Raw genomic sequence first — 13,536 nt, forward strand, 5'->3', positions numbered from 1 at the left:
TGGGCAAAGCCCTCGTAGCAGGAAATCAGGAGGTCGTGCTACCGCCGTCATTGAAGAAATCATCGCGAGCAAGGCGTCCAAAATGGCTGAGCTCTTGGTCCTCATCGCCGAACATGAAGCTCACCATGCGCTCTCGCCTGAGCCCGGAAAGCACCCTAAAAAAGCAGGGCTCGCACAGATGGACCTCATAGCGCTCACCATCATGGGACGAGCCATAACCCCAACTGGCGCGAAGCGTACCAAATTGCAATCCATACCCTTCAACACGCGTGCTATCGCCACAAACGTCGCATAGGACATCTCTGACCGATTCGGTCTGTTCCATAGCTGTGATCTTCATTGAGAACCTCCTGCTCGGGTACATGTACGACATCGTTTATCCGACACACGATACTCCTTCAGGTGCCTTGCACGGTGGGGTTATGTGCTCCCCGAAAACGGCCCTTCGGTGCTCCGGACCAGCGGCAGAACTCAGCAGAGATTTTCACACAGCTTGGGCCGCATTCAGGCATTCACCGGTCCGAGGCCGGTATTGAGCCATTTCAAACACAGACGGCATACTGCCTTCCGTCATCGAATGAGTGAAAGTGAACAGGCACAAAGCCTGTCTCGCCTCCGATGAGCTCTTCGAACAACCTTTCACACAGCCCTGAGCCTCGCTGCAATCCAAGTGTCCCCACATGCGCATTCTCACAATTTAATAGATGACCACCAGCAGATTGCTCTGATACGTTGCGACAGGAAGGCAATATCAATGTGCGTTTACGACCAATCAAAAGAAGGAACGGTATGTTGGCAACTCAGGATCACTATCCGGAGGAGTTCGCACACTGCTATGACTGCGGCACGGAGAATGAAAATGGCCACAAGCTGAAGAGCTACCTAATCGGGGACGTGGTGCAAGCACGATTTCTTCCCGACCCGATGTACAGCGGTGGTTATCCAGGCAATGCCTACGGCGGACTGATTGCATCGCTCCTCGATTGCCACGGTGCCGCAAGCGCAGCCGCCTTCTGCTATCTAGCTGAGAATCGCCAGATGGGCGACGAGGTTGAGGCGATTCGATTTGTCACCGGAACACTCACGGTTGTTTATCGCAAGCCAACCCCGCTCGGTGTCGAGTTGAGTCTCGAGGGGAAGCTTAAGTCTCTGGAGGGTAGAAAGGCGATTATAGAACTTTCTCTGAGTGCCAATGGCCAAGTGTGTGCCACGGGAGAGATGATTGTATTTCGCTTTAACGCGTGAGCGTAAGAGTCAGCACGAGATTAAAACTAAAACCAGAAGCCATCATACGACCGTTCGGTGGGTTCTGTTGCATTTGTGGTACAGATGTCGTCGCTTCCAATGCCTCTTGCTAAAACTCGGCCCAGGATGCGACGTCTCCGCATAGCTTTGCTGGCATTCATCCATCAGTATCTGCCTGTGCCAAAATTGTCACGCCGAACTCGACTACGGTGTCCGTAGCCTGCGTATGAAAGACATCACGATCGTCCCTGAGCACGTGATTGACGAACAGCTCATCATTATCATAGCTAGGTGACTCTTTGCCGATGGTGAACAGATTGATAGTTCGAAAACACAAATGAGAAGCAAGTATCTGCACAGCACGGACGAGGCTCAACGAGAAACCTGGCAAACCATCACCTAGACGTCAATCCCAATTGAAGAAAACAAGAGCAGCAGTACTAATTAAAAAGACAACCAAAAACAAAAGGACTATTGGTCGCTTCGGGAACAACCTCAAATTAAGCCGAGCCCAAAGTATCGGCATGGCGACAATAGAAATCGCAAACAGAGCTACTGGTGCTGCGTACACCCAGGCAAACAGGTATAGGCACGCAAGCGATATAATAAAGATACTCCCCAGAACAAGAGTACTTTGAAGTAAACCAACAGGAATAGCACCACCCCACAAGTAGCCATAATCACGAGCAATCAGAGATGCGATACCTTGGGTGACATTTATATTCAATAGCATATCTCCCATTGGCAGCATCAGGCAGGAACCCCCAAAAAATCCGGCAATCCCCAGAAACTCCCGAATAATTATTCTATGTCGGAGAACCCAAAATAAAGACCCTGTAAGTAGCACAGCCCCAAGAAACGTGGTAACTAAAGCGAAGCCGATACCATCCAGCCTCCAACGAAACCAGCCTGCGATTAGAATCATTAAAAAAGAAAAGAAAGCCAATCCACCAAAGACCTTGGCGACCCAAACCAATACCACCGAGACTTGCGAACGCCTAGCTATAGAGATCATCGAAAAATAACCACGATCAACCTCTTGCATAAACTGCCTAGCCTTTTCGGTTTGAAGTAGCATGTCCCCCATGAAAAACATACCAGATATTGAGTTCAACAAATACCAAAAGACTTTCAAGAACACCTCCAAACTCCAAGCAATCAATCACCTAGCGCAGGACTAAATCCCCCCCTACAGCATAATCTATGCGCGCTGCTTGCCTGCGGAGTGCGCTAACGCACAAGGAATGACTCCTCATCCCTGGCGACAATGACCATCAAGGCAGGGAGGCCCTCCGCACTCATCTTGCGGTGCAACGTATCGAGCAATTTCTCATCATCTTGGCTTGGGCGAGAAGAACAACCATCTGGGTGGGAATGCCATTCGCCAATATAGTCCACCACTCGCGCAGTTCGGCGGTGCACCTCCTCAAGCATCTCTTGCTGGCCCTCTTCCCCTCTAATGAAATGACTGGAGCTAGCCCGACTATCACTCGGAGTGGGAAGCACGTCGACAACAACAATAGTCTTGGACTTAAAATCCGTGACACCTAGGACGCTTCCACCAGTTTCATTAGGAAGAGCCGCAACCCGAGCGTGCCTGAGCTTCTCGACCAAGAAAGTATCGTATTTAATTGTCCAGCCGTTCGACTCCCGGGAAACTACGTCCCATACCGGCACTTCATGAGCAGACACTGCTCCGGAATGCTCCTCATAGGTCCAGATGCAGAGGCGCGCGTCCGGCCTAAGCACCGACTGCCGCAGCTGACGCGACAGAATACCTGCGTGGGTATGAACACTCTCATTGGACATCCGTACCGAAATATCTCGGCATCCACCACCGACCCAGCGATCGCCCAAGTGATTGGCTAAATGTGTGCTACCCCATTCGCTGGTCAAAATCGCCCGGTAGTACTGTCCCTCGAGTCCATCGATGCGTTGCTTTCGATCCTGGTCTTCAAGAATCATCACGCTCGAAAGCCCCGACGGCGCCAGGAAAAGGCTCACCGTACGAGGTGCATCCTGCATATGAGCCAGCTCGCGAGGAACTTCGAAGGTAGTCGTAACGTCGACGACGAGTTGAGCTTTATCCAATGCGGCATGGACCTGTTCGTCATCGGCGACAATGCTTTTTGCAATGGCAACTGGCGCCAGTTCATTGGGGTAAATGTCCCGTGCAAATGCGCGCATGACGTCAGCTTTAAGAAAGCCGATGCAGTCATCGGATGCTAGGTGACGACTGAGGTTGTGTGGCATGAGCCGATCCGGATCGACATACGTCCACCGCCCCCAGCCCTGACGAACCCAGAGGTCAGCCAAAGCACTACCTAGCGCACCTACACCGGCTAAGACTCCGTCGAACTGTGCGCTCTCTGGCTCCACCGCAGACAGCTCTCGAGCGAATTGTGCAGTGAGAGCCGAACGCACCTCTACCGGCAATAGCGGCAGGGAGCGCCATCCAGAGCCCCGGTACCCATCAAGCAGAGCGATCCGCAAGCGACGACCATTCTGATCGGGCATACCAAGCATCTCAAACGCATCAGCAAGCTCAAGCAGGGACGAAGTCATCAAGTAACCGATCACATCTGCCCGCTCGAGAGCCCCAGCGCGAGTGCGAGGAACCCACAGGAGGATCAACATCCCCTCACCAGCCCCGTCAGCGAGCACAACACCATCTGGGATGGCGTCAAAGACACTGGTGTACAACTGTTCTGCTAGATCGCTCCCCCAGGCCTCCAACTGCTCCTGCAATGAACCAAGCGTGCCAGGCAGAGCAACCACTGCGGTTGAATCCACGGGTGGCACGTTGATGGAGATTACCCTAACGGCTTTGGATTGATTTGACGGATCAGCTGGTACAGCCCGAAGGATGATCGATTCTTCTGACGGCACCCTCAAAAAGTTAAGTGCCTGATCATCTGAGGCGATGTAATCCGCATAATTGGCAGGAAGAATCAGCTGGCAGGGGCTCATATAGAAAAGCGGCTCGAGAGGCTGATCCTCCCGATGTAGTTTGAGTTGTGCCGACTCTCTTAGCCACCAGAACATCCGTGCAATGAAGCGCTGTGGCGTCCAACCGCGCTGCACTGCTGCCCATGCAGAATCATACAAGCAGAGCATCCTAGGACGCCCAAGCACGGTCGGGTGCTGATGTGAGAGCGCAGGAAAATCCTTACGCAGCGTGTGTACCAAAATAGGTACCCGATACTGCGGATTGATCCCTATTGCCAAGCGCTCTCGTCGACGAATGCCAGCGGGGTTTCCAGAGTCTACGGTGCCGTCGCCAGCATCAATGATAATGTAATCCGTGCGAGCCCCATCAATCGTCTCACACCGCAATTCGCGTACATCGATGTGCGGGCTCGCACGACAAGCGTTCAGAAGCGTGATCGTCTCGGGATAGAGTGCATCCTCCTGGAAGCACGCCACAGCGTCGCCGAGCTCGAAGTACTCGATCATTTTCCGCTTCCAGCCCGCGGCGCGACTGCAGCCGCTACCGAAGTCGTTGCAGCCCCAGCCAGGACCGCCGCCACAGTGGCCCGCCTGACTGTACCGCCCGACTCCACCGTGAACTCCAGAACTGCTTCATCCTTCAGATCTCCCGTGCAGCCAAACCAGCCATCCACCCCGTCCAGGATATCCTTGTACTCACGCTTTGCACGAATGTTCGGCGGGTCGATGTCGTCGTCGAGAATCTCTTTGCTACTGGAGACAATGGTTGCGCCACTACGGGCTTGGCCAAGGGCATTACGCGCACCTTCGTTGAGCCTGGCGTCCTCCCCATTCTCCGACCAACTGTCGTAAGACAGGGTGCGCCAAGAGCAATGGTGGGGAGCAAGAAGTAGATCGTACTCAAGGGTCTCAGGGGACCGCTCAAAACGATCCCACAGGCGCTCCCAGATAAGCACCGCTGCGTCACCGCCAATCAGGAAACGAGCCTTAGAAGGCGAATACGCCGATTGAGAGATCTCCATATTCATGACAACGCTGGACTCATTCTTGCTGAGCTGCTCCTCGAGCGCCTCATCATCGTCATGCGGCGTCGGGGCCAGCAGGTGAGCTCTAAAAAATGCAGAGCAATCCTCTCCGTCAATTCGGCTGAACTTGTCGCCCGACTTGATGACAATCGATCCAAGGTCGTCAGTCTTACCCTTGATGTCCTCTCCCATGATGAGGATACGGTTGCCGGTGCTGGCACTCCTATAGGTACGCCAGTATTTGACCCTGCGCCGGGCTTCCTTGTCGAATGCCCCGGCATCGTTACACAGCGTATGGTTTGCTGAGCGACGACGGAAAATCAGGGGCGAAGACCAGATCTCACCGATCAGGATGCGCCTGTCAGCCTGATCCAGATCGTCGTCGGGATAATCGGCGGGATCACCCAGCCAGAAATGCTTAATCAGACCTCGACAGTGGTCCTGGTCGGGGTGACTCAGCAGAAACACATCAACAAACGGACGTCCGTCCTTGTCGATCATCAGCCGCTTGCGAAGCGCCTTTGCGACGTCTGGCGTCTCATCATCAGGATCATCAGCTGCTGCACGAATATTGCTGTCAATGAGAATAGTTGTAACACGCGTGTCCGCGAGACGAACAAGCGTCATGTCACCATTGCCGACTTGGAAAAATGTGATCTTCGCCGCCATAAAACCCTCCCCGGGTCGCTACGCGAGCTTGAGAAAGCCAACAGGCACGCTAAGATACGCATAGAAAAACTACCCGTCTAGACTTTATGCGACTATTTTTTATGCCCACAATTACTTTAGCGGAACGCCTATGACCAGTCCAACAGCTCGCACCGGACGCTGGGGACAAGATCGTCGCCTGGAGTTCATCGATTTTCGATTGCTTTGGGAGGGGCGGCTTAACCGCTCTGATCTGACGACCTTCTTCCGGATATCGGTACCCCAGGCATCACTTGACCTTGCGGCTTATCAAGAGCTGGCGCCAGGCAATATGGTCTATGACCGCACGCTGAAGACCTACGTGGCCACTTCAGCATTTCGGCCCGTCCTGACTAATCCAAGCAGCAGCCATTACCTCAATGAACTGCTGTTGCGAGAGACTGGTACGGTCGCTGCCAGTGACAGCTTCGTTGGGTGGGCACCACCAGTGGCAAGCCTGCCCTCACCTACCCGACAGGTCGACGCGCAAATACTCATACATCTGATCAGAGCGATCCAAAGAAGTGAGGCGCTCACCGTTGACTATCGCTCAATGACTCACTTCGATGAGCCGACACTACGAACCATTTACCCGACGTCGTTTGCAAGCGACGGCTTCCGGTGGCACGTCCGAGCATTCTGTTTCAGGTCGCTCATTTTCAAGGACTTTGTACTGGGGCGAATTACAGAGGTCATCAACTCCTCCCCCCCCCCCTCACCTATCCCACGAGATGCAGAGTGGGAAACATTGATCGACGTAGTCATCGGACCCAATCCGACTTACCCCCCTAATAAGCGCCGAGCGATTGAGCACGACTACCAAATGGTAAATGGAGAAACCAAGCTTCGTGCCCGCAAAGCCCAGCTCTACTACCTCAATCGCCGCCTGAACTTGAATCTCAAGGCGGGCGACCCCGTGAATGACTCCCAGCAAATCGTCATGCTTCGCATCGAGGAACATATTCCTATAGGGGAGGCACAGCAAAATGAGTGATAACGGCGTAACAGGGGACGCTCCAGCCAAGCACATATGGATGATCCTAGGGATCCTGTTCTATCTATTGGGCTGGCTCATCTTCGCAACCTACTCGATAGGTGCCATGGCATTAGGTTGGTTACCAGTCCCCTACGCGCCATTGCGCGTGCCGCTCATGTGTGGCGCTATCGCTTATGTGGGCGGGGCGCTGTATTGCTTCCGGGCGATATACCTAAACAAATGCGTTCATAAGCGTTGGGACCCAGACTGGCACATCTGGTATTTCATTCGCCCCATCACCAGCACTATTGCCGGGGCAGTCAGTTTTCTATTCCTCAAAGCTGGCCTCCTTGTGCTGGAGTCGAGCTCAAAGGCCGACGCAAGCGAGATTGGTTTCTTCGCCCTTGCATTCATCGCCGGTTTCAACGTCGACAAGTTCGTTGCAAAAATTGAAGAGGTAGCGAAAGCCGTTTGGGGGATTGACAAATCAAGAAGCGCCAAAACCCTTGCCGGAGAACCAACGCCGCGGCCCAGCGGAACATCCACGCCTTCCAAGACACCCTGATCGTTAGTATGTGCAAAATCACAGATACTTTGGTGATCTAGAGTGAAAAATATGTATATCTGACTACTTCGAGATCGACTTTCTTTATGTCGAAACCGCGAAAGTGAAGATGTAACCACGTTGCTCTATTTGCGTCATTTGTCACTATGAGCTGGAATTTTTCACTTCAAGGGGGCATGTTAGGGACAGCACCGGAATCGCTCTGACAAAGCCCATCGACACCGCTTCCCGTCGTTGCCCATGGGACTTCATTAGAAAACTTTCCCCTCCTCTGCCAGAGCCTCATCGAGGATCGAAAGGATCTGGTCGGCCTGTTCGCGGTCGATGGTCAGCGCCGGGCTCAGGCACATGGTGCTGTTGAAGTCGGCGAAGGAACGGTTGGTACGGCTGTACCTACGACTACTTAGCCTTGGTCCCGGCAAATTCGCATCCTGCACAGCCCCTCGCAACCAGAGGCTTGCCGGGACAATACGGAGGTGGAGCGTTTCTTCCGCTCGCCGAAAGCAGAACGGCTGTACCTGACGCACTACACCAGCAACCAGAATGCGAAAAGTGACTTGCTCGACTGCATCTACCTTTACAATCACCTCCGTCGCCACTCGATATTGGGCAATCTCCGTCCGATGGAGTTTGAGCGGCGAAATGCAAGTAATAGCCTTAACTAACTGCACATCAGTTGCGGATCAGGCCACAAAGCAGATCAAAGCGGAGACTCACGTGACCAACAGTCATTCCTCATCAAGATCAGACGGCGCTGCCACTCGCGAGCACATTATTGAGGAGGCCGGTCGGCTTATTGCTAAGTACGGTCTGGCAGGAGTGAAAAGCGCATTAATTGCAGAGAAATCTGGCACCAGCTCTGCCTCAATAAATTACCATTTTGGCAGTCGCGCAAAGCTTTACGAGGAGGTTATTTCCGAAGCTAAAAGGCGAATAGATCGCCTTCCAGAACTGAGCCCTACCTCTGACCTAGGGCTCCCGGCATCGATACAATTGCGTCGCACCTTAGAGCGTCTGATCGACACAAGTACAACAAAAGACATATGGTATGTCCAGATACTTATAAGAGAACTATTCCAGCCATCTTCGAGACTTCAGAAGCTCTTTGAAAAAGAGGGTGATGCTCAAATATCGAGACTACTGGAGATTTCTAGCCAGATTAGCGGCATTCCTAGAACCGCTCCCGACCTGCCGTACTTCGTACTCTGCATTGTCGGACCTTGTATTGCTCTACTCATGGAAAACACTTACAAAAATCCCACCATCGACATGAAGAAAACTACAGCCGCCGCGCTCTTAGACTTCTTCCATAGTTTCTTCCTGGCAGGTCTATTGGCGGCAGGCCAGAATTACTCTAGCGACACTCAACAACTTGACATAGCCACAATCACCCCAAGTACTCGCACCTAGAGGCAAAACCAAGTGTCATGACCATTCTTTTCAACCGCTGAAAACAGGCCATTCCAAAGTCACAGCAAAAGCTCGTGGAAAAAACCGGCTCGTCAGCCTATGCCTGAACCATTACCAGTTTGTCGAACCGCTGCATTAAATAAAGTCGCAGCATCTTCAACAGCGACTCCATTGAACCTGACAACCTAGCACTTCGGGCTTACCAGTGCCCCCCCCCGCTCCAGAACTTCGGTGACGCCATCGACACAGAGCAGCCGCCCCAACACCAGGCTATTTGCCGGACTAGCCAGGCAGAAGCGCTCAACCGGGCATCCGCCAGAATTTGCGACACCTCGACTGACGTCGGCACATGGATGCACTCTACGTCTGCCCGACTCATTCGAGGTTCAGACAAGTGGCAACGATCTTGTGGCCATCCAGATCACGTACATACGCGGAATATACGTGAGGGCCGTAGTTCCGCGGACCGGGGGCCCCCGCATCGACGCCTCCAGCCTGCAGAGCCACCTTGTGAAATTCATCCACCGCAGCCCGGGTGGGGGCGGTGAAACCTATCGTTACGCCGTTACCTACTGTTGCGACATTGCCATCAGTTGGCTTCAGGACCACGAAGCGAGAATCTGCTCCTCCCCAGACTGCGGAATTTTCCATGGATGCCAAACAGACGTAGCCCAGTGTGGGAAGAACAAGATTGTAGAAGGCGTGCGCCTTTACCAGGTCATTGGTGCCCACAGTCAAATGCGTAAACATCATTACAGTCCTCCGGTAGGGTAATTTCTGGTTTCTAAGAGACCAAGCAACTACACGCGCGAATTATCTGGACCTAGTCCCCAAGCGCCGTACTTCATCATCAAGGGCGGTCATCGCTTTCATCAGGTACAGCGCTACCGCATTCGGCGCCCAGTGCCTTGACGGCTCCAGAAGGCGCGGACGCACGAAATGGTAGTCACGCTGTGGAGCGTTCAGAGTCGTGGACAGATCGTGGCCGCGCGCGGATAGCTCAGCAAAGTGCCGTTCGATACTGCTATCCAGCGAGGCGAGTGCTTGATCGTCGAGAATCCAGAGGTCGCCGCCGAAGTTCGGAAAGGACGCCAGTTGGTACGAGATCAACATCTGCCCGATATTCTGACTTAGCTCGTGCAGTTCGTCTTGCATCTTCCCCGGATCAGGAGCAGCGTCGTAGTGCTCGGTCAGTAACCTTTCTAGGTTGGAATACCCCTCAACGACAGCGGGCAACCAACGTGTATAAGCTGCCTGAACCTGGCGAGCGTCAGCGATGCTTTGTGGCAGGTGCTTGAGTTCGACAACCGCATTGTCGAACCGGCGGACCTGCTCAATCAGAGACGCATCCCCCACTTGCGTGGCCATTTCGTGCAAGCGCTCCAGTTCACGGGTGGAGACTTCGATGTTCTCTGCCTCATAGGGGGTGCCGTTGAGGTTGTAGTAGAGCAGCGCATTGACGGCCGCCCGGGTCGCCAGAGTGCGCATCCCGTGCAACGCCTGTCGGTCCTGTGCCCCCAAAGCCTCTCCCCTGGCACAAGCCAGCAGCATCAATATCAGCAGGTAACTCCGAAACCGATTGTCTTTCTTGTTATCGCGATTCAAGTAGAAGTTCCTTCACAAATCCTGTGATGCCTTCGACCCAATGGCAATGTCCGGCTCCAGGCAGAGCCGAACCCACCCTCAACGATCTCCCTGGCCTCAGCTGAAATTCCCGTCGGTGAGTGCCGACCAATCGCGCCACTGCTCCACTTCGCGAGTCAACGCCACCAGTTTTCCTGTCATTACTTGCAGGGCATCGGAACCGGCCAGGTAGCGCAGCGGCGGATGCTCTTCACCGGCCAGCCTCACAAGCATCACACCCAGCTTGGCGGGATCGCCCTTCTGTTGGTGATTGTTAGCCGCCGACGACGCCTTGATACGACGACTGAGCTCGGCATAGTCCTCCAGGCTGTTGCTACCCAAAGCGGCCGAACTGCCATCGAGAAAGTCGGTACGAAAGGCGCCAGGCTCGATCAGAGTTACGCGTATGCCGAATTGCGCGACCTCTTGGGCAAGGGATTCGGAAAACCCCTCCACAGCGAACTTCGCCGAACAATACAGCGCCGCACCAGCCATACCGGTCAGACCAGCAATGGAGGAAACATTGAAGATGTGTCCACTGCGCTGTCGGCGCAACGTTGGCAGCACTGCACGGCAGACATGGAACAGGCCGAAGACATTGGTTGCAAACTGCCGCTCTGCTGCTCCGGCGTCGTTCTCCTCGAAGGGACCCAGTTGGCCATATCCCGCATTATTCACGACAACGTCAATACGCCCGAAACGTTGTACTGCTGCCTCAACCACGGCGGCCGCCTGGCCAGCCTCGGTGACATCCAATTGCAGAGCCAGTACACGCTCAGCAAAGGGCTCGAACACCCGTTCGAGACGAGTCAGATGGCGACCTGTCGCAACAACATTGTCACCTGCTTCCAGCGCTGCTCTGGCAATGGCCTCGCCGAGACCACGGGTGGCCCCCGTGACGAACCAAGTCTTATTCATTGTTGATCTCCGGGCTCGGTGGATTCCTGGGCCAGCCAATGTCGAAGGCCGGCTTGATGGTTGCCTGGAAAGCATATGAACAAATTTTTAATTTATGTTCAAATAAGATTTTATAAATCCGTGCCACTGCCTTGCAACCCACCCTGAGGACTACACCGTGCTGATCGATATCCATGCCCACCTCGTGACAAAGGGAATGCTGAACCGCCATGAGTTCTGGGGCCCCTTCATGAAGACCACAGGCTTTACAGTCGGTCACTTTTCCTTGGGCACCAAGCAGCCGTCCAAGGCGCGAAGCGACGAGGAAGCCGAAGCCAACCTACTGGGTCGCATGACCCATGAAAGCCGCCGACGCCTGATGGCCGAGCGCGGCGTAGACAAACTGGTAGTTTCAGTACCCTCTCATGCATTCATGTACTGGGCAGGTGAGTTCGGGACCGAATACGCACGCATATGCAATGACGAAATGGCCGCCTATTGCCGTCAGGATCCGCAGCATTTCGACTTCTGGTGCCATGCAAACCTGGCCGAGCCGGAAGCAGCAACAAGGGAGATCGAGCGCGCTGTCCAGCAGTTGGGCGCCAAGGGAGTCTGTGTCGGCGGTACCAATTTCAATGGTATCGAAACCCATGACGAACGCCTGTTTCCGGTCTGGGAGAAAATCGAGCAGTTGGATGTGCCTATCATGGTGCACGGCTTCAACCAGTCCATCTACTGGGGCGAGAAGCACACCGACGACAAGTTCGAGACCACCTCGATCGTTGGTGACTGCGTCGATGAAACGCTGTTCTTCTGGTACCTGATCTGCGGTGGTGCGCTGGATGCGTATCCTAAACTCAAGGCCTACATCACCCATGCTGGCGGTATGGCGGTGTTTCAGCTCGGCCGCCTCAGCGAACTGAACCAGGCCATGGCACCGGATGCCCGCAACCGCAGGCCGTTGATGGACTACCTGGACAACTTCTACTTCGACCTCGACGTACATGCGCTAGGCCTGCGCCGTGGCGTGGTGGAGGTCGTCGGCGTGGATCGGCTGGTCTACGGCACTAACTTCGGGGGAGCCTATGCCCATGGCGACCTCACCGAGAACCTGGGCCTGAGCGGAGATGACCGGGAGAAGATTCGCAGTGGCAACGCGATCCGCCTGCTCAAACTGGAGCCCCAGGTCAGCCGCTGATCATCCCCAAGCGGGCTCAGGTGTCGGAGCACCTGGGTCCCGTACCGGTCCTGGTCCCCCTGCGCGGCATCGGTACGAGTCCCTGTACCACAGCGATGCCAAACAGAATCAGGCCACCACCAATAGCGTGATAGCCATGCAGTTCCTCACCCAGTAGCACCACTGCCAGCAAGCCGGTGAACAATGGCGTAAGGTTCATAAACACCGCAATCCTCTCCGCTCCGATCTCCCCAAGCGCATGGTTCCAGAGCCCGGGCGCCAGCGCCGACGCGAACAGACCGGCATAGACCACCAGCGGCAAGTTGTGCGCTGTCAGTTGCACCGAAGGGGCCAGCAGGAACGCTGGTAGCAACACGATCAAGCCACAGAACACCTGCACATAGAGTGACTCCCAGGTCGCTATCGGTAATTGCCAGCGCTTGAGCAGCAGGCAGTAGACCGCATAGGACAGCGACGCCATGAGCATGAGGAACTCGCCCAAGCCCATTCCTTCCCGCCACAGCCGACTCGGCTGTCCGGCACTGATAAGCAGGGCGAGCCCGCAGAATGAGACCAGACAACCGAGCCAGACAGAAGGCGTCGGCCGCACCCCCATCAACGGTAATGCCAGCAGCGTGGTCAGCAGCGGCATGGTACCGAGAATCAGGCCCATCGAGGTGGCAGAAACCGTATGCGCGGCGAAGTAGGCTAGCGACTGATACAGGGCCATGCCCAACACTCCGAGGGCAAACAGCTGCCAGAAGTGCCGGCGGATCAACCGCCGTTGCTTCCAGGCCCTGGGCAGCAACCAGGGGCTGAGCAAGATGAACGCCAGGAGCCAGCGATAGAAGGAAATGGCCGCCGGCTCGATAGCACCGACGGCCAGTCGATTGACTACCGTGCTACCGGCCCAGATCAGCGAAGCTAGAATGGGGAACAGATAGATCATGAGTCATCCGTCCTAACGAACCCAGGAGTCACT

15 protein-coding genes are annotated in these 13,536 nt (G+C 54.7%); 6 read left to right on the forward strand and 9 right to left on the reverse strand.

Annotation, left to right across the window (positions count from 1 at the left end; translation table 11 throughout):
* Positions 1–25: 25 nt before the first annotated feature.
* Complete coding sequence (locus PcP3B5_RS20440) at positions 26–340, reverse strand: hypothetical protein (protein WP_042929823.1); 315 nt, start codon at positions 338–340, stop codon at positions 26–28.
* Positions 341–789: 449 nt separating this feature from the next.
* Between PcP3B5_RS20440 and PcP3B5_RS20445 the strand changes: the two genes are divergently transcribed.
* Positions 790–1,245 carry a PaaI family thioesterase gene (locus tag PcP3B5_RS20445; protein ID WP_042929795.1) on the forward strand — a complete coding sequence of 152 codons (456 nt, stop codon included), beginning with the start codon at positions 790–792 and terminating at the stop codon, positions 1,243–1,245.
* 157 nt (positions 1,246–1,402) lie between these two features.
* Here the strand turns inward: PcP3B5_RS20445 and PcP3B5_RS31560 are convergent, their stop codons facing one another.
* The 4 genes from PcP3B5_RS31560 to PcP3B5_RS20455 all read right to left on the reverse strand — a co-directional run bounded on the left by PcP3B5_RS31560 (position 1,403) and on the right by PcP3B5_RS20455 (position 5,888).
* Positions 1,403–1,621, reverse strand: a complete 219-nt coding sequence (locus tag PcP3B5_RS31560) for a hypothetical protein (RefSeq protein ID WP_145923929.1) — start codon at positions 1,619–1,621, stop codon at positions 1,403–1,405.
* A 30-nt stretch (positions 1,622–1,651) separates the two neighbouring features.
* On the reverse strand, positions 1,652–2,386 hold the full coding sequence (locus tag PcP3B5_RS31565) for a hypothetical protein (RefSeq protein ID WP_042929793.1): 735 nt from the start codon (positions 2,384–2,386) through the stop codon (positions 1,652–1,654).
* Between the two features lie 89 nt (positions 2,387–2,475).
* A complete protein-coding gene (locus PcP3B5_RS20450) occupies positions 2,476–4,701 on the reverse strand; it encodes a Mov34/MPN/PAD-1 family protein (protein WP_061562283.1) in 2,226 nt (741 codons plus the stop codon).
* Entirely contained in the window at positions 4,698–5,888 is a 1,191-nt protein-coding gene (locus PcP3B5_RS20455) for a ComEC/Rec2 family competence protein (RefSeq protein ID WP_061562284.1), read from the reverse strand. The genes PcP3B5_RS20450 and PcP3B5_RS20455 overlap by 4 nt, the downstream gene beginning before the upstream one ends.
* A 130-nt stretch (positions 5,889–6,018) precedes the next feature.
* Here PcP3B5_RS20455 and PcP3B5_RS30950 point away from each other — a divergent pair, with 130 nt between their 5' ends.
* The 4 genes from PcP3B5_RS30950 to PcP3B5_RS30960 all read left to right on the forward strand — a co-directional run bounded on the left by PcP3B5_RS30950 (position 6,019) and on the right by PcP3B5_RS30960 (position 8,857).
* The gene (locus tag PcP3B5_RS30950) at positions 6,019–6,900 is read left to right on the forward strand and encodes a BrxR family helix-turn-helix transcriptional regulator (RefSeq protein ID WP_079281391.1); all 882 of its coding nucleotides are present in this window, start codon (positions 6,019–6,021) and stop codon (positions 6,898–6,900) included.
* Positions 6,893–7,447 (forward strand): hypothetical protein, encoded by a 555-nt coding sequence (locus PcP3B5_RS20465; protein ID WP_228480166.1) that lies wholly within the window; start codon positions 6,893–6,895, stop codon positions 7,445–7,447. Before PcP3B5_RS30950 ends, PcP3B5_RS20465 begins: the two co-directional genes overlap by 8 nt.
* A gap of 431 nt (positions 7,448–7,878) precedes the next feature.
* Positions 7,879–8,112, forward strand: coding sequence for an integrase core domain-containing protein (locus PcP3B5_RS32645; protein ID WP_225617206.1), 234 nt, complete (start codon positions 7,879–7,881; stop codon positions 8,110–8,112).
* Between the two features lie 52 nt (positions 8,113–8,164).
* Positions 8,165–8,857, forward strand: a complete 693-nt coding sequence (locus PcP3B5_RS30960) for a TetR/AcrR family transcriptional regulator (protein WP_160336938.1) — start codon at positions 8,165–8,167, stop codon at positions 8,855–8,857.
* A gap of 375 nt (positions 8,858–9,232) precedes the next feature.
* On the opposite strand, the gene PcP3B5_RS30965 is transcribed toward PcP3B5_RS30960, so the two are convergent.
* The 3 genes from PcP3B5_RS30965 to PcP3B5_RS20475 all read right to left on the reverse strand — a co-directional run bounded on the left by PcP3B5_RS30965 (position 9,233) and on the right by PcP3B5_RS20475 (position 11,398).
* Positions 9,233–9,610: a VOC family protein gene (locus PcP3B5_RS30965; protein ID WP_082816375.1), complete on the reverse strand. Its 378-nt coding sequence runs from the start codon at positions 9,608–9,610 to the stop codon at positions 9,233–9,235.
* Between the two features lie 60 nt (positions 9,611–9,670).
* On the reverse strand, positions 9,671–10,462 hold the full coding sequence (locus tag PcP3B5_RS20470) for a hypothetical protein (RefSeq protein WP_061562285.1): 792 nt from the start codon (positions 10,460–10,462) through the stop codon (positions 9,671–9,673).
* Between the two features lie 96 nt (positions 10,463–10,558).
* A complete protein-coding gene (locus tag PcP3B5_RS20475; protein WP_058490372.1) occupies positions 10,559–11,398 on the reverse strand; it encodes an oxidoreductase in 840 nt (279 codons plus the stop codon).
* Positions 11,399–11,555: 157 nt separating this feature from the next.
* Between PcP3B5_RS20475 and PcP3B5_RS20480 the strand changes: the two genes are divergently transcribed.
* A complete protein-coding gene (locus PcP3B5_RS20480) occupies positions 11,556–12,575 on the forward strand; it encodes an amidohydrolase family protein (RefSeq protein WP_058490373.1) in 1,020 nt (339 codons plus the stop codon).
* A gap of 16 nt (positions 12,576–12,591) precedes the next feature.
* Here the strand turns inward: PcP3B5_RS20480 and PcP3B5_RS20485 are convergent, their stop codons facing one another.
* A complete protein-coding gene (locus tag PcP3B5_RS20485; RefSeq protein ID WP_061562286.1) occupies positions 12,592–13,503 on the reverse strand; it encodes a DMT family transporter in 912 nt (303 codons plus the stop codon).
* Positions 13,504–13,536 lie beyond the last annotated feature (33 nt).

It is taken from the genome of Pseudomonas citronellolis, assembly GCF_001586155.1.
Taxonomy (GTDB): Bacteria; Pseudomonadota; Gammaproteobacteria; order Pseudomonadales; family Pseudomonadaceae; genus Pseudomonas; species Pseudomonas citronellolis.

Coding starts and splice junctions, on each gene's coding strand:
- PcP3B5_RS20475 (WP_058490372.1), bottom strand. CDS start 11,398: ATGAATAAGACTTGGTTCGTCACGGGGGCCACCCGTGGTCTCGGCGAG.
- PcP3B5_RS20455 (WP_061562284.1), bottom strand. CDS start 5,888: ATGGCGGCGAAGATCACATTTTTCCAAGTCGGCAATGGTGACATGACG.
- PcP3B5_RS30965 (WP_082816375.1), bottom strand. CDS start 9,610: ATGATGTTTACGCATTTGACTGTGGGCACCAATGACCTGGTAAAGGCG.
- PcP3B5_RS20450 (WP_061562283.1), bottom strand. CDS start 4,701: ATGATCGAGTACTTCGAGCTCGGCGACGCTGTGGCGTGCTTCCAGGAG.
- PcP3B5_RS30950 (WP_079281391.1), top strand. CDS start 6,019: ATGACCAGTCCAACAGCTCGCACCGGACGCTGGGGACAAGATCGTCGC.
- PcP3B5_RS20485 (WP_061562286.1), bottom strand. CDS start 13,503: ATGATCTATCTGTTCCCCATTCTAGCTTCGCTGATCTGGGCCGGTAGC.
- PcP3B5_RS20440 (WP_042929823.1), bottom strand. CDS start 340: ATGAAGATCACAGCTATGGAACAGACCGAATCGGTCAGAGATGTCCTA.
- PcP3B5_RS20445 (WP_042929795.1), top strand. CDS start 790: ATGTTGGCAACTCAGGATCACTATCCGGAGGAGTTCGCACACTGCTAT.
- PcP3B5_RS20465 (WP_228480166.1), top strand. CDS start 6,893: ATGAGTGATAACGGCGTAACAGGGGACGCTCCAGCCAAGCACATATGG.